We start from the raw sequence: 18,562 nt of genomic DNA on the forward strand, positions 1-18,562 counted from the left end.
GGCCTATTCCTTGACAAGTTCGAGGCGCAGTTCCAACAGACCGGTGGGGCCGACCTGAGCGAACCCGTTCGAGGGGTCCTCGATTCCCCAGTCGGCGAAGGTGATCTCGTAGGTGGCCACGACGGTGATGACGCCGCCGACCCGCTTCGCTTGAAGTTCGAAGGTCACCGCTTTGGTGGTGTCTTTCAACGTGAGGTCACCGACCGCGTCGACGGTGATCTCCTCACCTTCCGCGGGCTCGGTGCCGAGTTCGATCGGCTCGGTCAGGACGAAGGTCGAGGTGGGGAAGCGATCGGTCTGCATCAGTCGCGTCTGGTATTGGTTGTCGCGCCGGTCGCTGTCGGAGGTGATCGATGCCATGTCGACGGAGAAATCGGCCTCGGTGATGGTCGTGCCGACGATGGACATCGCTCCGGTGACCTGATCGGTACGCCCCACCCCCTCGGTGCTTTGGCCGGCGAGGGTCTCGGCCACCCGGTATCCGGCGACGGTTTCGCCGCCGGGGATCCAGGTGCCGTCGAGGCTGCCGTCGAACTCGGCGGTCGTGTTTGAAGCCGGCGTGGTCGACGCCGGGCCGTCATCGCTCGAATCGTCCGCATCCGGCGTGGTGGTCGTCGAGGAGGCTTCGAGGGTGAGCGCTTCGGGTGCGTCCTCTTTGATCACGTTGATGTAGACCCAGACGCCTCCGACGACGAGGACGATGGCGGCGACTACGAGTCCGAGCACGGTTTTCAGCTTTCCCATGCGGCCCAACCCTAGGCGGTGTTGCTTGGAAAACCCTGGGCGCCACCTCTGATGTCACTCCATGCGAATGGCGGTCGTGCCAGCGTCGACCACCGCGGTCGCGTCGACCCTCGGGGCCGCCGCGGTCACGGTGGTATCGACGACCACGTACTCGGTGCGCCACTGCTGTGGGGTGATCGTGCAACGGCAGTACCCGTGGTCGACGACGTTGAGGTACTCGATGCCCTCGAATTTGACCTGCCCCAGCATCTCGGCTCCGCCGGGGAACGCGTCGATGAGGCTGTTCGAGGTGATCGAGGTGCCGACGAACTCGGTGGCGACGGGGATCCGGGCGAGTTCGGGGCCGGTGTGGAGGGTGCCGGCACCGGCGGAATGAATGTCGCCGGTGAGCACGACGACGTTGTCGATGTCGTGGTCGACGATCGTCGACAGCAATCGGTCGCGGGCCTGCGGGTAGCCGTCCCACTGATCGACATTGAGGACGATGTCGCCGATGACGAGCGAACTCATCACCGTCTGCTGTGCGAGCACCTTCCAGGTGGTGGTGGCCGCGGCGAGGCCCTCGCCGATCCACCGCTCCTGATCGGGTCCCAACATCGTTCGGTCCACCTCGAAGTCGGCACACTGCGCGCGGCTCGTGAGGATCTCGTCTCCGCACGGTTGGTCGTCGCGGTACTGGCGGCCGTCGAGGACGAAGAATTCGGCGAGCGTGCCGAATCGGATGCTGCGGTACAACTCGAGGGTCGGCCCGACCGGAGGCGGCACGCGAAGGGGTTGGTGTTCGTAGTACGCGGCGTAGGCGGCGGCGCGACGATTGGCGAACTCGGCGCCGGTGATGCCGTCCTGGCTCGTGTTGCCGGCGGTGTTGTTTTCGACCTCGTGATCGTCCCAGGTGACGATCCACGGAGCCGAGGCGCGGCTGCGCTGCAACGACTCGTCGGAGAGGTACAACTCGTAGCGGCTGCGGTATCCCCACAGATCCGTCGGTTCGTCGCCCTCGAAGGGGCGAAACGAGTCGGGGCTTCCGGCTGATTCATAGATGAAGTCCCCGAGGAAGAACACCGCGTCGGCCCGATCGGCGGCGATGGCGTCATGGGCCGTGTAGTAGCCGTGGGCGTAGTTCTGGCACGAGGCGAACACGATGTTGAGGCTGTCGAGTTGCTGGTCGTCGGCGGGTGCGGTCCTGGTTCGGCCGGTCGGGGACACGTAGTCGTCGACGCGAAAGCGGTAGAAGTACTCGGTGGCCGGGGCGAGGTCGGTGGCATCGAGATGGACCGAATAGCCCCACTGGGCGGTGGCCTCGACGATGCCGGATCCGATGATCTGCCCGAAGGCCTCGTCGACCGCCACCTCCCACGTGAGCGGAATGTCCACCAACTCCGAGGTGAGGGAGTCGCCGACGATGAGTCGGGTCCACAGGATCACCGAGGTAGGCGTCGGGTCGCCCGATGCCACGCCGAGCCGGAACGGATTCTCGGCGAGCCCGGCGGTCGCGACCTCGACGACCGTGGAGGGTTCGGGGGTGCCTCCGTCGACGCTGGTTTCCGAACGATCTCCGGACCGGCCGTCGTCGCTGCACGACACCACGACGGCGACGCTTCCGAGTCCGAGGGTCGTGAGGAAACGCCGGCGGTCGATCGGAGAGGCCATGGTGCGACGCTACTCATGGTGGGAACCACTTTTCTCGGAGCAAAGCGTCGCCTGTAGTCTTTGCCGTCAACGAAATTGGAGGCAGGCATGTCCGCAACGATCGTCGTCGGAACGCAGTGGGGCGACGAAGGCAAGGGCAAGTTCACCGACTTGATCGCCAAAGAAATGTCGATGGTGGTGCGCTACCAGGGCGGTCACAACGCGGGACATACGCTCGTCGTCGATGGCGAGACGTTCGCCCTGCAGCTCATTCCGTCGGGGGTCCTGTATCCCCACATCACGCCGGTGATCGGCAACGGTGTCGTCGTCGACCCGGTCGTCATGCTCGCCGAGATGGATAAGCTCACCGCGTCCGGGGTCGACTGCACGAAGCTGAAGGTGTCGGGCAATGCCCACGTCATCTTCCCGTACCACCAGGAGCTCGACCGCCTGATCGAACGGCACTTGGGCAAGAACAAACTCGGGACGACCAAACGGGGCATCGGCCCGACCTATGCCGACAAGGCCGCCCGCGTCGGAATCCGTCTGCAGGACCTGTTGGACGAGAAGATCTTCCGCGAGAAGCTCGCCAACGTCGTCGCTGAGAAAAACCTGGTTCTCGCCAAGATCTACAACCGGTTGGGCTTCGACGCCAACGAGCTCGCAGACCGGTATCTCTCCGAGGTCGTCCCGCGGATCCGTCCCCACATCGCCGACACCGTCTCGCTCGTTCACGAGGCGCTCGAGCGGGGCGACCACGTGTTGTTCGAGGGGGCCCAGGCGACGTTTCTCGACATCGACCACGGCACCTACCCCTACGTCACCTCGTCCAATCCGGTCGCCGGCGGTGCGTGTGTGGGCGCCGGAGTCGGTCCCCGTCACATCGATCGCGTCGTGGGCATCGCCAAGGCCTACGTGACCCGGGTGGGTTCGGGCCCGTTCCCGACCGAACTCGACAACGAGGTCGGCGAACGGCTGCGCGCGATCGGTCACGAATACGGGGTGAATACCAAGCGGCCCCGCCGCTGCGGCTGGTTCGACGCTCCGATGATGCGTCAGGCGGCACGGGTGAATTCGCTCAGCGAGATCGCGCTGACGAAACTCGACGTGTTGGACACCTTCGATTCGGTCAAGGTCTGTGTGGCTTATGAGATCGATGGGGAGCGGGTCGAGCATCTGCCGTACCATCAAAGCGACTTTCACGCCGCGACTCCGATCTACGAGGAGCTGCCGGGTTGGAAGACCGACCTGTCGGCGTTCACCCGCAAGGATCAGCTGCCCAAAGAGGCGCTCGACTACCTCAACTTCCTCGAGGCGCAGGTCGGCGTGCCGATCACGCTCGTGGGCACCGGACCCGGCCGCGACCAGTTCGTTCACTTCTCGGAGGCCTGACCTTCTCCGAGGCCTGACCCGCCCGGTTCACGGCCCGCTCAGCAACAACACCATGAATGCCGAAATGGCCCGGGCTCATGCCCGGGCCATTTCTCTGTCTTGGAGTCGAGTGGCTGGCCTACTCGCTCGGGCAGGGGTCGTCGGGTGCGCGGAAGGACCGTTCGAGGTGCTGGTTCGTTGATTTCGAATCGGGGCGCCACTCCACGGCGAGCGTGATGGGCGCGCCCGGCGCGATTCCCGACAGGGCCTCGACCGGATCCAGGGTTCCGAACTCGCCGAGGTAGCGATCGAGGCCGTCGATCCTGATGGCCAGGTGCGTCCTGCCGGCCTCGGCGTCGGTGACGCTGAACTGCAGGCGGTACGTGCCGGCCCCTTCGTCGCACATGAACGTCCCGCCCACCGGTCCGAGGTCGGCAAGCGGGAACCCGTCGATCTCGGTCGTCTCATCCGTGGGTTCCCCCAGCACCACGCCGACGGGGTCGGTGGCCCAGGAGGCGACCTGATCGCGGCGGTTGCGGTCGGTGGACACCCAGATCACCGTGCCGACGATGGCGATGAACAAGGCCATTTCGACCATCCGATTGACCGTGGCCCGACGGGACCTGTCGCGCTTCGGGGTCGCCGACACGTCGACGCGTGCAGCCGTGTGGGGCATCGTCAGTGAATTCGACTCGCCCTGCCAGATGTCGATGCGGTAGCGGGTTTCGAACAGTCGCTCCGGCGGCATCTCCACCGGTGCTGTGGTGATGTACTCAACGACCTTGGTCGCCGGCGCCAGGCGCACCTGGCACACCGTCATCTGGCCGTCTCCGACGACGAGCCCCGGAATTGCCAGGATCGGCCGGACGGGCAGGCCGACGTACGCGGCGGCGATCGCCGCCTGACGTTCGACCGACTCGATGAGGCACTGGGCATCGAAGTCGCCGCGAACAAGGCGACCGTCGCGCACGGAGACCGGCGGATCGTTCGATGCTGACGCGACGAGCCAGACACCGGTCGGACCCACGATCAGGTGCTCGATGACACCCCAGCTCGTGCGAATCCCCGGCCAGTCCCGATACTCGGACTTCAGCCCGCTCAGGGCGCGCGAGACCAACTCGCTGCTGTGTTCACCGTCGTTCCAGTGACTCGAGTCCCGCACAGTTCCTCCCGCCAAGGATTTTCCCGAGACTCCCACACGCGTCGCGCTGCAACAAGCAGAAATCCGACGGCGGCCCGACTTGAGGCGGGCCGTTCGCCGGAGGCCCACGACGCGGCGAGTGAGACCGGCATGCCCGGGCCGAGATCGGCAACCGCCTCAATCGGCTGAAGCGGCTCGAACTCGCCGAGAAAGCGTTCGACACCGTTTGCGGTCGCCGCCGGCTACGGTGACGACGTGACACGGACGAAGCACTCGCCCACCGGTTGGATGCCGGTCGGCACGGATGCCGGGTGACGGAGTGACGGCGACCGGGCGCAGTCGGCGTGCGCGTTACGCACGGCGGCGCACCGCGCGTCTCGCTCGAGTCGACAACGACCTCTCGAACGACGAGTGGCGGGCGCTGGTCGACGCCTGGGGAGCGTGCGCCTACTGCGGCGCGACGGAGCGGGCGTTGCAGCGAGACTGCGTGCTGCCCATCTCACGCGGCGGTCGGTACACCCTCGACAACGTGGTGCCCGCCTGCGGGCCCTGTAACGCCAGCAAGTGCAACGACGAGGTGACGGGCTGGCTCCGGCGCAAAAGGCTCGACGAACGCAGTTTTCTCCTCCGTCACCACGAGGTGTCCTCCGCGCTGGCCGAACGCTTCCCGCGGGCACCGACATGACCTGCGCGATCGCGGCGATCCCGAGGCCGTGACGTCCGAAACCGGCGCGTTTCGACCCGAGAATCCGTCCCGACGGGGCGGCGGCGGGGGCGACGAAATTCCGGACCCGGATCTGCGCTAAAACTACTCTCGTGCACGAGGCCATTCGATGAAGGTCGTGGTCGTTGGCTCGGGTGGTCGTGAGCACGCGCTCGCCGCAACCCTGAGCCGTACCTGCGACGTCGTAGTCACCCCGGGCAATCCCGGCATACCGAATTCGGTCCCCGACGATCCTGAGACGATCGACGCCGACCTGTACGTCATCGGCCCCGAGCAGCCGTTGGTCGACGGCCTCGCCGATCGTCTGCGCGCTGCGGGCAAGCTCGTCTTCGGCCCCGGCGCCGACGGGGCGCGCCTCGAGGGGTCCAAGGCCTACATGAAGGAACTGTTGGTTGAGGCTGGCGTTCCGACGGCGGCGCATGGGACCTTCACCGACGAGGCCGCGGCATTGGAGTTCCTCGATCAGATGACCTCGCCGTACGTCATCAAGACCGATGGACTGGCCGGTGGAAAGGGTGTGCTCGTCACCGAATCGCTCGACGAGGCCCGACAAGCGGTTCGTCGATATCTTTCCGGCGCAGCGTTCGGAGCTGCGGGTCGCACGCTCATCGTCGAGGAGGGGCTCAGCGGGCCGGAGATCTCGGTGTTCGCCATCTGCGACGGCACCAAGGCCGTCCTGTTGTCGCCGGCCCAGGACTTCAAGCGGATCAACGATGGCGACGAGGGGCCGAACACCGGTGGAATGGGGGCCTACACCCCGGTCCCCGGTGTCGATGACGCCGTGTTGGCGGACGTGTTGAATCGCTTCATCAACCCGACGTTGGAGACGCTCCGGTCGCGGGGCATCGACTACCGCGGCGTGCTGTTCGCCGGATTGATGCTGACCGCCGACGGTCCCCGGATGCTCGAGTACAACGTGCGATTCGGTGACCCGGAGTGTCAGGTCGTAACCCCTCGATTGCGCAATGACCTCGCTCAGATCCTGGCCGAGGCGGCCGCCGGCGATCTGCGCACCACTCCCGACTATGGCGAGGATGCCTTGGTGAACGTCGTGTGCGCCGCGTCGGGATATCCCCAGAACCCCCGTACCGGCGATGTGATCACCGGCATCGAGGCCGCTGCGGCCCGCGAGGGAGTCACGGTGTACTGCGCTGGGGTCGCTCGAAACGACGAGGGCGACCTCGTCACCGCGGGTGGCAGAGTGCTGAACGTCGTGGGGCGCGGCGCCACGATCGCTGAGGCCCGCGAACGGGCCTTTGCCGCGATCGACGACATCCAATTCGACGGGATGCATGTACGCCGCGACATCGCGGCCGCTGCAGCCGAAGCGTCGTGGTGATGGCGCAGATCGAAATCCGAACGGTGGGAGACCCCCGCCCCTCTTGCATGGAGATGATGTGAAGGTTGCAATTCTGATGGGGTCCGCATCGGACACCGACAAGATGAAGCCGGCGAGCGAGACGCTCGCCAAATTCGGTATCGAGGCAGATGTCCGGGTGCTGTCGGCACACCGCAACCACTCGCAGGTCTCCGATCTGGTATCGAGCGCCCGCGACAACGGTTACGTCGCGTTCATCTGCGGCGCCGGAATGGCTGCGCATCTCGCCGGAGCCGTGGCCGCCCAGACCACCCTGCCGGTCGTCGGTGTGCCGCTGTCGGGTGGTGCGCTCAACGGAGTCGACGCCCTGTATTCGACCGTGCAGATGCCCAAGGGCATTCCGGTTGCGACGGTCGCGGTCGACGGGTCGATGAATGCAGCCCTGCTCGTCGTGCAGATGTTGGCGATCAGTGACGCGGATCTCGCTGCCAAACTCGCCGATCACCGCGCCGAGATGGCCGGCGCTTGAACTCCCAGCACCCCACCCGATGAGGACTCCGTGAGCGACACCTCGATTCCGAACGTACTCGCAGCCCGCTACGCATCGACCGAGATGGTCGAGGTGTGGTCGCCGCGCCGCAAGGTGATCCTCGAGCGGCAGTTGTGGATCGCGGTGATGCGTGCGCAGGCGGAACTCGGCATCGACATCCCCGCCGAAGCGATCGCCGCGTACGAGTCGGTGATCGATCAGGTCGATCTGACATCCATTGCGGAGCGTGAACGGGTCACCCGCCACGACGTGAAGGCGCGCATCGACGAGTTCTGTGCACTGGCCGGCCACGAACACATCCACAAGGGGATGACGAGTCGCGACCTCACCGAGAACGTCGAACAGCTTCAGATCCGCCTGGCGCTCGAGTTGGTACGCGACCGAATGGTGAGCGCGCTCGCGAAGCTGGGCAATCGGGTCGGCGAATTCGCCGAGCAGCCGCTGACCGGCCGGAGCCACAACGTGGCGGCGCAGACGACCACGCTGGGCAAACGCTTTGCCAACGCCGGCCAGGAGCTGCTCGTCGCGTTCGACCGCATCGAAGACCTGTTGGAGCGCTACCCGCTGCGGGGATTGAAAGGCCCGGTGGGCACCCAACAGGATCAAATGGATCTGCTGGGAGGCGATGCGAGGGCGATGGGTGAACTCGAAGCTCGAGTTGCTGCACACCTCGGGTTCGGGCACGTGCTCACCAACGTCGGTCAGGTCTACCCACGAAGCCTCGACTTCGATGTCGTTGCGGCATTGGTGCAGGCCGCGGCGGCTCCCTCCAGCCTGGCGACGACCATGCGCTTGATGGCCGGTCATGATCTTGTGACCGAGGGGTTCAAGCCGGGCCAGGTGGGTTCGTCGGCGATGCCGCACAAGATGAACAGCCGCAGCTGCGAACGCATCTGTGGGTTTCACACCATCCTCAACGGGTATCTCACGATGGTCGGAGGCCTCGCGGGAGACCAGTGGAACGAGGGAGACGTCAGTTGTTCGGTGGTGCGCCGCGTGGCGTTGCCCGACGCGTTCTTCGCCATCGATGGTCTTTTCGAGACGTTGTTGACGGTGCTCGACGAACTCGGCGCGTATCCGGCGGTGATCCAGCGCGAACTCGACCGCTATCTGCCATTCCTCGCCACGACCAAGGTGCTCATGGCGGCGGTTCAACACGGTGTCGGGCGCGAGGTCGCCCATGAGGTCATCAAGGAGCATGCCGTGGCCGCAGCTCTGGCGATGCGCGAACACCTGGACGGTTCAAACGACCTCGTCGAGCGCCTCGAGACGGATGATCGCCTCGGCTTGGCCCCGGGGACGCTCGCCGCGCTCTTCGCGGAACCGTTGCGTTTCACGGGCAACGCCGTCGCCCAGAGCGCGGCGTTCGTCGACCAGGTCGAGGCCCTGGCACGTCGTTACCCAGCAGCCGCAGCCTACGCTCCGGCCCCGATCCTGTAGTCGCTTCTCCTCCCGCCCCAGAAAGGGCCACCCATGATTGATCTCGGTCTCCCCCACATCTACTCCGGCAAGGTCCGCGACATCTATGACGCCGGCGACGGGCGCTGGGTCATGGTCGCTTCGGACCGCATCAGCGCCTTCGACGTGGTCATGAACGAGCCCGTTCCCAACAAGGGCAGGGTCCTCACCGCAATGTCGGCGTTCTGGTTTGAACAGTTCGCCGATCTCGTCGGGAGTCATCTCATCTCCACCGATCTCGCCGATCTGCCGGAGGGCGCCCGAAACGATGAAATCGCCGGACGGTTCATGCTGGTCCGCAAGGCGGAGATGCTGCCGATCGAGTGCATCGTGCGCGGATATATCACCGGATCGGCATGGAAGGAATACAAGAACCACTCCACGATGCACGGACAGCGGCTCGCCGCCGGGCTACAGGAATCGGACAAGCTCCCCGAGCCGGTATTCACGCCCTCGACCAAGGCCGAAGTCGGGGACCACGACGAGAACATCAGCTTTGAGCAGGCGGTCGACATCGTCGGCGCCGAGTTGGCCAGCAAGGCTCGCGACCTGTCGATTGAGTTGTATCGGCGTGGTTCCGAGCTGGCGGCGCAACGGGGCATCATCATTGCCGATACGAAGTTCGAGATGGGGATCCTCGATGGCGAACTCGTGCTCGCTGATGAGGTGCTGACGCCGGACTCGTCGCGCTTTTGGCCCGTCGATTCGTGGATCCCGGGAACCACCCCTCCGAGCTTTGATAAGCAGCCGGTTCGCGACTATCTCGAGACCCTCGACTGGGACAAGACCCCGCCGCCCCCGCAACTTCCCGGTGAGGTGGTCGCTGCATCGAGCCAGCGTTATGCCGAGGCGTACGAACGGGTCTCCGGTCGGCGGCTGAGCGAGTGGCCCGGAGCCTGATCCTCCCGGTTCAAACCGGCCCGGACCGAATCACGGTCCATGTCGCCCCCGTCAATGTGAAAGAGTTTCCAACATGATCTTCGACTGTCACGTGGATGTGCAGCTTCGCCCCGGCATCGCCGACCCGCAGGGATCGACGATTGAACGGGCGATGCCCGCACTGGGTTTCGATGGAGTGAGTGGGGTGCGCGTCGGAAAGAGCATCCGTTTCCAGGTCGAGGCGAGCGACGAGGCATCCGCTCGAAGCGAGGTCGAGGACATGTGCGCCCGATTCTTGACCAACCCGGTCATCGAGGACGCCGTCATCGATCTCGTGGAGCGCAGCTGACATGGCCGTCACGGTTGGGGTGGTTCAGTTCCCTGGGACGAACTGCGAACTCGACGTGATCGAAGGCGTCGCCTCGCTCGGAGCCCAAGGTTCCATTCTGTGGCACGGAGATGACTCGGTGGGGTCGGTGGATGCCGTGGTGATAGCTGGTGGGTTCGCCCATGGCGATTACCTCCGCCCCGGGGCCATCGCCCGTTTTTCGCCGATCATGGCGGCGGTCGCCCAATTCGCGGCAGATGGAGGCCCGGTCGTCGGGATCTGCAACGGGTTCCAGGTTCTGACCGAAGCAGGGCTGCTGCCCGGGGCGTTGCAGAAAAACGCCGGTCTCAAATTCAAGTGCGCCGAGACGGAACTGCGAGTTGAGACGACCGATTCGGTGTTGACGGGAGACGCCCGGGCTGGTCAGGTTCTTCGCATGCCCATCAATCATTTCGAGGGCAATTACACCTGTTCGGCCGAGACGTTGGCTCACCTGCGTGACGAGGACCGCGTCGTGGTGCGCTACGTCGACAATCCGAATGGCTCGATCGACAACATCGCCGGGGTCTGTTCCGCCGGTCGCAATGTCGTGGGGCTGATGCCGCACCCCGAACGGGCCACCCACGAGTTGTTGGGCTCAACCGATGGTCGCGTGTTGCTGGGATCGCTTCTGAGCGCAGCAACACAGTAAAGCCCGGCGGTGTTCGATCCGCCGACGAACGGGATCGACCGGTCGTCGGCGGATCGCCCGCGGGGCTTCAGCGCTTGATGCCGGCCTTGGCCAAGACCTCGGCGCTCACGCCGACCTTTCGCCAGGTCGAATACTCGATGCCTTTGGCCTTGGAGTATGCCTGACCAACCTTGATGAACTCGGCTTCGAGTTCGGTGATATCGACATCTGTATCGATGGTCGAGAGTTCCTTTTCGAGGTTGGCCTGCTCCTGCAACAAGAGAACTTCTTGCAGCGCATCTGCGGTCGGAAGTTCGTCGGCGATCGCGCCGAGACGCTTGGTGATCGATTCTGTGGTGCGCTTGCGGCCACGTTTCGGCTTGTTGGACTGAAGCGCGGTGAGATACGTCTTGACCGCTCGGCTCTGGTGGCGTCCGGCGGCCAATGCTTCCTTGTGCGCGTCACTCATAGGACGTGTCGTACCGTCTTGCATTATTCACATCTCCGTCATGGATTACTTGGGGCGACGCTCGTCGCCAACGGGGGCCGATCCGCACACTTACCAGGCCATCGTCAGATCGAGCGAACGTCCAAATGTTACACGGCCTATTTCGGTGCCGGTGGACACCCGTTGATTTGTTGATCTGACTTCGCCAGCATCTTCATCAACCGTATTTCACCGCATTGCCGAAATCGCGAAGGCGGCATCACCCGGTGTCGCAACCGCGACGGCCGACCCACCGCCGGTTGCCCGCTAGATTTTCGCTATGGCCGCACCCGTAGATGTTCCCGTCCACCAAGCGTTGGGGCTCACCGACAGTGAGCTTGACGACATCATCGAGACGCTGGGACGCGAACCCAACCATCTGGAATTGGCGATGTACTCGGTGATGTGGTCGGAACATTGTTCCTACAAGTCGTCGCGGGTCCACCTGAAGCGCCTCCCCACCGAGGCCGAGTGGGTGATGGTGGGGCCTGGCGAGAACGCCGGAGTGGTCGATGTCGGCGACGGCATCGCGCTGGCGATGCGTATCGAGAGCCACAACCACCCCTCCGCGATCGAGCCGTATCAGGGAGCAGCGACCGGGGTAGGTGGGATTCTGCGCGACATCTTCACGATGGGAGCACGGCCGATCGCGTTGATGGACCCGTTGCGGTTCGGGTCGCTCGACGACGCCCGCAGCCGTTGGATCGCCGAAGGGGTCGTGTCGGGGGTGAGCGGCTATGGAAACTCCGTCGGTGTCCCCACGATCGGCGGCGAGACCGTTTTCGACGCGACCTACCAGGGCAATCCGCTCGTGAACGTGTTCTGCGCGGGGATCCTGCCCCACGAGCGTCTCGTGCTCGCCAAAGCGTCGGGTCACGGGAACCTCGCGGTGTTGTTGGGGTCGAGCACGGGACGTGACGGCATCGGTGGCGTGTCGGTGCTCGCTTCGGCAGGCTTCGGCGATGAGGAACAGGAACAGGCCAAGCGGCCGTCGGTGCAGGTGGGCGACCCCTATGAGGAAAAGCGCCTGATCGAGGCGTGTCTGGCGCTGCTCGATGCGGGCTATGTCGTCGGCATCCAGGACCTCGGGGGAGCGGGCCTGGTATGCGCCACGTCGGAGACGGCTGCGAGCGGTGGCGTCGGCATGGACGTCTACGTGCGCGCCGTACCCCAGCGAGAAGCCGACATGGAGCCCTTCGAGATCATGACTTCGGAGTCGCAGGAGCGGATGTTGGCGATCGTCGAGCCGTCGAATCTCGAGGCGGTGCTCGGCATCTGTCGCCGGTGGGAGATCAACGCTGCGGTGGTGGGCACGGTCAACACCGAGGCGGATGGCATGTTGAGGATCTTCGACTGTGCCGATGCCTCCTCAGCGACCCCGGAGCGGATGGTGGGCTGTGTGCCAGCCAAGTCCCTCGATGAGGACAGCCCGGTGTATCACCGGCCGATGGCCGAGCCTGAGGGCCATTCGAAGCGTCGGGCGAACAGTGCGAACGGCCTTGCCGCGCCGGATGACGTCGCCGCAGACCTGCTGGAGATGTTGTGTGACACGAGTTGGGTGTACAGCCAGTACGACCATCAACTGTTTCTGAACACGGTGGAAACCCCCGGTGGCGATGCCGCGGTGTTGCGGCTCAAGCACCCGTCGACCGGCGCGGACACCGGCAAGGGCCTGGCGTTCACCACCGACGGCAATCACCGTTGGTGCGCGGTCGACCCGAGGGTGGGCACGGCGGCGACCGTGGCGGAATCCATCATGAACCTCGCCTCGGTGGGTGCACGCCCGCTAGCGGTGGTGAACTGCCTGAACTTCGGCAACCCCGAACACCCGGTGGTCATGTGGCAGCTTTCCGAGGCGGTCGACGGGATGACCGAGGCTTGCCTCGCGTTCGGGGTGCCGGTGATCGGCGGCAACGTCAGCCTCTACAACGAGAGCCGCGGTTCCGACATCGATCCCACCCCGGTCGTGGGAACCCTTGGCCTCATCGACGAACTCACGGTTCGACCGCCATCGGTTGCGCTGGTCGAGGGTGGGCGGATTCTGTTGCTCGGCGAAACGCAGCGAGAGCTGTCGGGTTCGTTGTGGGCGCGCAACCAGGGCCATGTCGAGGGGACGTTGCCCGAGGTGGATTACGACGCGATCGCCAAGGTCGCGGGTCTGGTCCGGCAACTGGTTGCGGACCGGATGGTCGTCGGCACCCATGACGTGAGTTCCGGAGGCGTCGGCTTGGCGGTCGCGGAGATGGCGGTGCGAAGCGGGGTTGGGGCACGCCTCGCCCGGATTTCCGACCACATCGATCTGTTCTCCGAGTCCGTTGGCCGAACGATCGTGTGCGTCGAAGCAGACCGTGCCCGCGAGGTCCTCGACCTGTGCGAGTTGCACGGGGTGCCGGTGACACAACTCGGTGCGGCAGGCGGCGAGGTGCTGTCGGTGAAAGACCTCTTCGAGGTGCCGCTTTCCTCGGCGGTCAGCGCCTGGCGGGACCGGCTCAGCGACGCGCTCGGCTCGGGCACCGTCCAGGGTTGAGCACCCGCCGGGGCGGGCGCGCGGTCGCGGGTTCGCGACAGTCCCCGTTCGTGTGAAACGATGGAGATGTGACGGCAATCGAGTCATTTCCCGGTGAGCTCTCGGATCGGGATCTCATCGATGACGGTCGACCCGGCGAGGAGTGTGGCGTCTTTGGCGTCTACGCCCCTGGCAAGGCCGTCGGCCACCTCTGCTATCTCGGAATCTTCGCGCTGCAGCACCGCGGCCAGGAGTCTGCAGGAATCGCCACCAGCGATGGCCATCACCTGACGGTGGTCAAAGACGTGGGGCTGGTCTCATCGGTGTTCGACGACCGCACGCTCGCGGCGCTCGACGGCCAGATGGGGATCGGCCACACCCGTTACTCGACCACCGGCTCAAGCGCGTGGATGAACTCCCAGCCGATGTTTCGCGATGTCGGCCACACCCAGTTAGCCCTCGCTCACAACGGAAACCTCGCCAACACCGCCGACCTGGCGGAGGAGGCGGGGATGCTTCCGGGTTTGGCGAGTTCCGATACCGAGGTGATGGCGGAACTGCTGAGCCGTCAACTCGGCAGCGTTCCGGGAGGCTCGGGCAACGAGCTGGAACAGGCGCTGTGCGCGGTGCTTCCTTCGTTGCAGGGAGCGTTCTCGTTGGTGATCACCGACACGAACCACATCTTCGGTGTCCGCGATCCGAACGGTTTTCGTCCGCTGTGTCTCGGCCGGCTCGACGGTGGGTGGGTCCTCGCAAGTGAGACTCCAGCGCTCGACATCGTCGGAGCCCACTTCGTGCGCGAGATCGACCCCGGCGAAATGGTGGTCATCGATCGCGACGGCGTGCGCTCGTTGCGGGTGTTTCCTGAGGAACGGATCGATCCGACGCTTTGCTTGTTCGAGTTCGTGTACTTCGCCCGACCCGACTCGACGTTGTACGGGCGAAGTGTCCACGCCGCCCGGGTTCGTATGGGCGAGCGCCTTGCCCAACAATCGCCCGTCGAAGCCGACCTCGTCATGGGGGTTCCCGAGTCGGGGGTGCCGGCGGCGGAAGGATACGCCCGCCATTCGGCCATTCCGTTCGGACAAGGCCTGGTCAAGAACCGCTACATCGGAAGAACGTTCATCGCCCCGACCCAGGACATGCGGTCGATGGCGGTGCGGATGAAACTCAATCCGTTGCGCGAAAACATTGCCGGCAAACGTCTGGTGGTGGTCGACGATTCGATCGTTCGGGGAACGACAACTCGAGCGATGATCCAGATGCTTCGTGAGGCGGGAGCGATCGAGGTACACCTGCGCATCAGTTCGCCGCCGTATCGCTGGCCGTGTTTCTACGGCATGGACACGGGCACCCGATCGGAGTTGCTCGCCGCGAACATGACGGTCGACGAGATCCGTGACTACCTCGGCGTCGACACCTTGGCGTATCTGTCCCTCGATCGGCTGATCGAGGCAACCGGTGCGACGAACGCCGGGTATTGCACCGCCTGCCTCACCGGGAACTATCCGGTTCCCGTTCCAGTGGAGTTGTCGACCGCGGCCGGGTCGACCTCGGACCTTTCGTCGGCCGATGAACGAGGGGATCACCGGATCGTCGACGTCGATGTCGCCGCCGGACCGAAGCCATGAACGACAATTCCACGGCCCAGCAAGGTGCCACCTACGAAGCGGCAGGCGTGTCGATTCATGCCGGCGACGAGGCGGTAGCTCGCATCAAGAACTCGGTGCGTTCGACGTTTCGACCTGAGGTGCTCGGCGACATCGGCGGGTTCGGAGGCCTCTTCGCCCTCGGGACTAGGTACCGCGACCCGGTGCTGGTGTCGACAACCGACGGCGTCGGCACAAAGGCGATGGTCGCGACCGCCGCGGGCCGCTTCGACACGATCGGACTCGATCTCGTGGCCATGTGTGTCGACGACCTGGTGTGCCAAGGCGCCGAGCCGCTGTTCTTTCTCGACTACATCAGCATCGGCAAACTCGACCCCGACCACGTCGCCAAACTGGTCGACGGGGTCGCTGAAGGTTGTCGCCAGGCGGGCTGCGCTCTGATCGGCGGTGAGATGGCCGAGCACCCGGGGGCCATGGATCCGGGAGAGTTCGATCTGGTCGGGTTTGCCGTCGGCGTCGTGGAACGAACCGAGATCATCGACGGATCCCGAGTGGCACCCGGCGACGTGTTGATCGGACTGCACTCGCCGGGGCTTCGTTCCAACGGCTACTCGCTGGCTCGCCACGTGGTGTTCGATGTCGCAGGCATGTCGCTCGAAGACCCGGCATGGGACGCGCAGGACGCCCCGAGCCTTGCGGATGAGTTGCTCGTTCCCTCGGTGATCTACGCGCCGACGGTTCGTGAACTGGGTTCGCAGGTGGAGATTCACTCCGTCGCCCACATCACCGGCGGTGGGATCGGCGGCAACTTGAATCGGGTACTCAACGACCACACCGACGCCATCGTCGAGCGAGGGTCGTGGGAGCCACCGCGGATCTTCGCGGAGATTCAGCGGCTCGGGTCCATCTCCGACGAGGAGATGGCGAAGGTCTTCAACCTGGGTATCGGCATGATCGTGACCATTCCCGAAAGTGAGTCGCAGCGAGCGCTTGAGGTGCTCGAATCGCTCGGCCAGCGGGCGGCGGTGATCGGGCGGATCGTCGAAGGCACCGGTGCGGTGGTGCTCTCGTGACGACCGCCAAAGACCGTCTCGTTCGGCACCTGCTCGACCATTCGGTCAAACACGGTGATTTCACCCTCAAGTCGGGACGCAAATCGCCGTACTTCCTCGACTCCAAACAGACCGCGTGCGACCCCGATGGGGTTCAGCTCATGGCTGAGGTCGCACTCGAGTTCATCCCGCCCGACGCCACCGCCATCGGCGGCATCACGGTGGGGGCCGACCCGGTGGCCTACGGGATCGCGGCAGTAGCCGCCACGAAAGGTCGCCGTCTGCGTAGTTTCACCATCCGCAAGGAGGCAAAGGACCATGGCGTCACCGGTCGAGTTGCCGGGGCGCTGCGGCCAGGGGACAAGGTGGTCATCACCGAGGACACGACGTCTCGTGGCGTCACCATCGCTGACGCGGTGGAGACCGTACGCTCCTTTGGAGCCGAGCCAGTGTTGGTGCTGGCGCTTGTCGACCGGGGCGGTACCGCGGAGGGTTACGCCACCGCCGCAGGCGTGCCGTTCGTCGCGTTGACCACGGCGGAGGATCTCGGGTTCGCGCTGGACCGCGACACTGCCGAGGGCTGAGCGGCCGCGCTCGGTTCGCACGGCGCTCGATCCGCAGAGAACTCGATCAACGAAACCCCATCTCAGGTTCGTTCCGCAAACGTCCGTTTCGTAGACTGCCGGTTCATGGATCATTCGACGACCGCCGCCTATTCGGTCCGAGTTCAAGTTCGCATGTCGAACGAACCCGGCATGCTCGGACGCCTGACGCTCGCTATCGGCGAGGCCGGCGCCAACATCTTGGGGATGGGCGGATTCGAGGTGAAGAGCGAGACCGTCGTCGACGACATCATCATCAACTGTTCGAGCGTCGCGCATCAGGAGGCGGTCCGCAGCGTCATCGAGGGCCTTGAGGGCATCGAAGTGCTCGACTGGCAAGATCGAACCTTCGCCATGCACGAGGGGGGCAAGATCACCTCGATCGCGAAGTCGCCCCTGGTCGACGCGGACGACCTGTCGATGGCCTACACCCCCGGGGTCGCGCGGGTCTGCATGGAGATCGCGAAGAACGAGGCTCGCAGCCACGATCTGACCATCCGCAAGAACACCGTCGCCATCGTCTCGGATGGCACAGCGGTGCTCGGCCTCGGAGATATCGGCCCCTACGGCGCCATGCCGGTGATGGAGGGCAAGGCATTGTTGTTCAAGCACTTCGCCGATGTCGATGCCTTTCCGATCTGCATCAAGGCCAGCACCGCGGATGAGATCGTGGACCTTGTCATGCGCCTCGAGCCGACCTTCGGGGGCATCAACCTCGAGGACATCAAGGCCCCCGAAGCCTTCGAGGTTGAAGAGCGTCTCGTCGAGGCGCTCGACATCCCGGTCTTTCACGACGACCAGCACGGCACCGCGATCGTGACGTTGGCGGCGCTGCAAAATGCCCTCAAGATCGTCGACAAGCGTATCGATGAGGTGAACGTCGTCGTCGCCGGTGTGGGTGCGGCAGGCGTCGCGGTCACGAAGATTCTGATGAATGCCGGCGTTCGCCACGTCATCGGTGTCGACCGCTCCGGGTGCGTCTTCTCGGGACGCGAGGGGCTCAACTCGTCAAAGCAATGGTTTGCAGAAAACACCAACCGTGGCGAGGTGCAGGGCCCGATCTCGAATGCCATCAAGGGCGCCGACGTGTTCATCGGGCTGTCCGGACCCGATCTCATCACGGTCGACGACGTGCGGTCGATGGCCTCGGATCCGATCGTGTTCGCTATGGCGAACCCCGACCCTGAGATCCGACCCGAACTGATCCACGACATCGCGGCGGTCATCGCGACCGGGCGTTCCGACTTCCCGAACCAGATCAACAACGTGTTGGCCTTTCCTGGAATCTTCCGCGGGGCCTTCGACGCCGGTGCCCGCAAGATCACCGAGAACATGAAGGTCGCTGCAGCCAATGCCATCGCCGAGGTCGTGGGCGACGATCTCACCGCCGAGTACATCATCCCCTCGGTGTTCGATGATCGGGTTGCACCAGCGGTTGCCGAGGCCTCGCGTCGAGCCGCGATCGCCGATGGTGTGTGTCGGTCGTAGCTGAT

17 protein-coding genes are annotated in these 18,562 nt (G+C 64.9%); 13 read left to right on the forward strand and 4 right to left on the reverse strand.

All coding sequences use genetic code 11. The annotated features are described in order from the left end of the window. Positions 1–3 precede the first annotated feature (3 nt). Both M9952_01850 and M9952_01855 read right to left on the reverse strand, forming a co-directional pair. Positions 4–744, reverse strand: coding sequence for a YceI family protein (locus tag M9952_01850; GenBank protein ID MCO5311666.1), 741 nt, complete (start codon positions 742–744; stop codon positions 4–6). A gap of 54 nt (positions 745–798) precedes the next feature. Further along, a complete protein-coding gene (locus tag M9952_01855; protein MCO5311667.1) occupies positions 799–2,394 on the reverse strand; it encodes an alkaline phosphatase D family protein in 1,596 nt (531 codons plus the stop codon). 87 nt (positions 2,395–2,481) lie between these two features. On the opposite strand from M9952_01855, the gene M9952_01860 reads away from it, so the two are divergent. After that, positions 2,482–3,765 (forward strand): adenylosuccinate synthase, encoded by a 1,284-nt coding sequence (locus M9952_01860; protein ID MCO5311668.1) that lies wholly within the window; start codon positions 2,482–2,484, stop codon positions 3,763–3,765. Between the two features lie 118 nt (positions 3,766–3,883). Here the strand turns inward: M9952_01860 and M9952_01865 are convergent, their stop codons facing one another. Then, positions 3,884–4,906, reverse strand: coding sequence for a hypothetical protein (locus tag M9952_01865; protein ID MCO5311669.1), 1,023 nt, complete (start codon positions 4,904–4,906; stop codon positions 3,884–3,886). A gap of 283 nt (positions 4,907–5,189) precedes the next feature. Between M9952_01865 and M9952_01870 the strand changes: the two genes are divergently transcribed. From M9952_01870 to purQ, 7 genes are all read left to right on the forward strand, one after another. Further along, positions 5,190–5,570: an HNH endonuclease gene (locus tag M9952_01870; protein MCO5311670.1), complete on the forward strand. Its 381-nt coding sequence runs from the start codon at positions 5,190–5,192 to the stop codon at positions 5,568–5,570. Positions 5,571–5,718: 148 nt separating this feature from the next. Then, entirely contained in the window at positions 5,719–6,948 is a 1,230-nt protein-coding gene (gene purD / locus M9952_01875; protein MCO5311671.1) for a phosphoribosylamine--glycine ligase, read from the forward strand. Between the two features lie 58 nt (positions 6,949–7,006). After that, complete coding sequence (gene purE / locus M9952_01880) at positions 7,007–7,456, forward strand: 5-(carboxyamino)imidazole ribonucleotide mutase (protein MCO5311672.1); 450 nt, start codon at positions 7,007–7,009, stop codon at positions 7,454–7,456. 30 nt (positions 7,457–7,486) lie between these two features. Then, entirely contained in the window at positions 7,487–8,917 is a 1,431-nt protein-coding gene (purB, locus tag M9952_01885; GenBank protein MCO5311673.1) for an adenylosuccinate lyase, read from the forward strand. Positions 8,918–8,950: 33 nt separating this feature from the next. Next, positions 8,951–9,835, forward strand: a complete 885-nt coding sequence (locus M9952_01890; protein ID MCO5311674.1) for a phosphoribosylaminoimidazolesuccinocarboxamide synthase — start codon at positions 8,951–8,953, stop codon at positions 9,833–9,835. Between the two features lie 73 nt (positions 9,836–9,908). Continuing rightward, the gene (gene purS / locus M9952_01895) at positions 9,909–10,163 is read left to right on the forward strand and encodes a phosphoribosylformylglycinamidine synthase subunit PurS (protein MCO5311675.1); all 255 of its coding nucleotides are present in this window, start codon (positions 9,909–9,911) and stop codon (positions 10,161–10,163) included. Between the two features lies 1 nt (position 10,164). Further along, positions 10,165–10,833 (forward strand): phosphoribosylformylglycinamidine synthase subunit PurQ, encoded by a 669-nt coding sequence (gene purQ, locus M9952_01900; GenBank protein MCO5311676.1) that lies wholly within the window; start codon positions 10,165–10,167, stop codon positions 10,831–10,833. 67 nt (positions 10,834–10,900) lie between these two features. Here the strand turns inward: purQ and M9952_01905 are convergent, their stop codons facing one another. After that, positions 10,901–11,281 carry a hypothetical protein gene (locus M9952_01905; GenBank protein ID MCO5311677.1) on the reverse strand — a complete coding sequence of 127 codons (381 nt, stop codon included), beginning with the start codon at positions 11,279–11,281 and terminating at the stop codon, positions 10,901–10,903. Positions 11,282–11,579: 298 nt separating this feature from the next. On the opposite strand from M9952_01905, the gene purL reads away from it, so the two are divergent. From purL to M9952_01930, 5 genes are all read left to right on the forward strand, one after another. Then, on the forward strand, positions 11,580–13,826 hold the full coding sequence (gene purL / locus M9952_01910) for a phosphoribosylformylglycinamidine synthase subunit PurL (protein ID MCO5311678.1): 2,247 nt from the start codon (positions 11,580–11,582) through the stop codon (positions 13,824–13,826). A gap of 68 nt (positions 13,827–13,894) precedes the next feature. After that, entirely contained in the window at positions 13,895–15,436 is a 1,542-nt protein-coding gene (gene purF / locus M9952_01915; protein ID MCO5311679.1) for an amidophosphoribosyltransferase, read from the forward strand. Beyond that, positions 15,433–16,488 carry a phosphoribosylformylglycinamidine cyclo-ligase gene (gene purM, locus M9952_01920; GenBank protein MCO5311680.1) on the forward strand — a complete coding sequence of 352 codons (1,056 nt, stop codon included), beginning with the start codon at positions 15,433–15,435 and terminating at the stop codon, positions 16,486–16,488. The genes purF and purM overlap by 4 nt, the downstream gene beginning before the upstream one ends. Then, positions 16,485–17,051: an orotate phosphoribosyltransferase gene (pyrE, locus tag M9952_01925; GenBank protein ID MCO5311681.1), complete on the forward strand. Its 567-nt coding sequence runs from the start codon at positions 16,485–16,487 to the stop codon at positions 17,049–17,051. The genes purM and pyrE overlap by 4 nt, the downstream gene beginning before the upstream one ends. Before the next feature lie 105 nt (positions 17,052–17,156). Continuing rightward, positions 17,157–18,557 (forward strand): NAD-dependent malic enzyme, encoded by a 1,401-nt coding sequence (locus tag M9952_01930; protein ID MCO5311682.1) that lies wholly within the window; start codon positions 17,157–17,159, stop codon positions 18,555–18,557. The last annotated feature ends 5 nt before the right edge of the window (positions 18,558–18,562 follow it).

The organism is Microthrixaceae bacterium, assembly GCA_023957975.1.
Classification (GTDB): domain Bacteria; phylum Actinomycetota; class Acidimicrobiia; order Acidimicrobiales; family Microtrichaceae; genus JAMLGM01.

Coding starts and splice junctions, on each gene's coding strand:
- M9952_01870 (MCO5311670.1), top strand. CDS start 5,190: ATGCCGGGTGACGGAGTGACGGCGACCGGGCGCAGTCGGCGTGCGCGT.
- M9952_01890 (MCO5311674.1), top strand. CDS start 8,951: ATGATTGATCTCGGTCTCCCCCACATCTACTCCGGCAAGGTCCGCGAC.
- purM (MCO5311680.1), top strand. CDS start 15,433: ATGAACGACAATTCCACGGCCCAGCAAGGTGCCACCTACGAAGCGGCA.
- purQ (MCO5311676.1), top strand. CDS start 10,165: ATGGCCGTCACGGTTGGGGTGGTTCAGTTCCCTGGGACGAACTGCGAA.
- purL (MCO5311678.1), top strand. CDS start 11,580: ATGGCCGCACCCGTAGATGTTCCCGTCCACCAAGCGTTGGGGCTCACC.
- M9952_01855 (MCO5311667.1), bottom strand. CDS start 2,394: ATGGCCTCTCCGATCGACCGCCGGCGTTTCCTCACGACCCTCGGACTC.
- M9952_01930 (MCO5311682.1), top strand. CDS start 17,157: ATGGATCATTCGACGACCGCCGCCTATTCGGTCCGAGTTCAAGTTCGC.
- purS (MCO5311675.1), top strand. CDS start 9,909: ATGATCTTCGACTGTCACGTGGATGTGCAGCTTCGCCCCGGCATCGCC.
- purD (MCO5311671.1), top strand. CDS start 5,719: ATGAAGGTCGTGGTCGTTGGCTCGGGTGGTCGTGAGCACGCGCTCGCC.
- M9952_01850 (MCO5311666.1), bottom strand. CDS start 744: ATGGGAAAGCTGAAAACCGTGCTCGGACTCGTAGTCGCCGCCATCGTC.
- M9952_01860 (MCO5311668.1), top strand. CDS start 2,482: ATGTCCGCAACGATCGTCGTCGGAACGCAGTGGGGCGACGAAGGCAAG.
- M9952_01905 (MCO5311677.1), bottom strand. CDS start 11,281: ATGAGTGACGCGCACAAGGAAGCATTGGCCGCCGGACGCCACCAGAGC.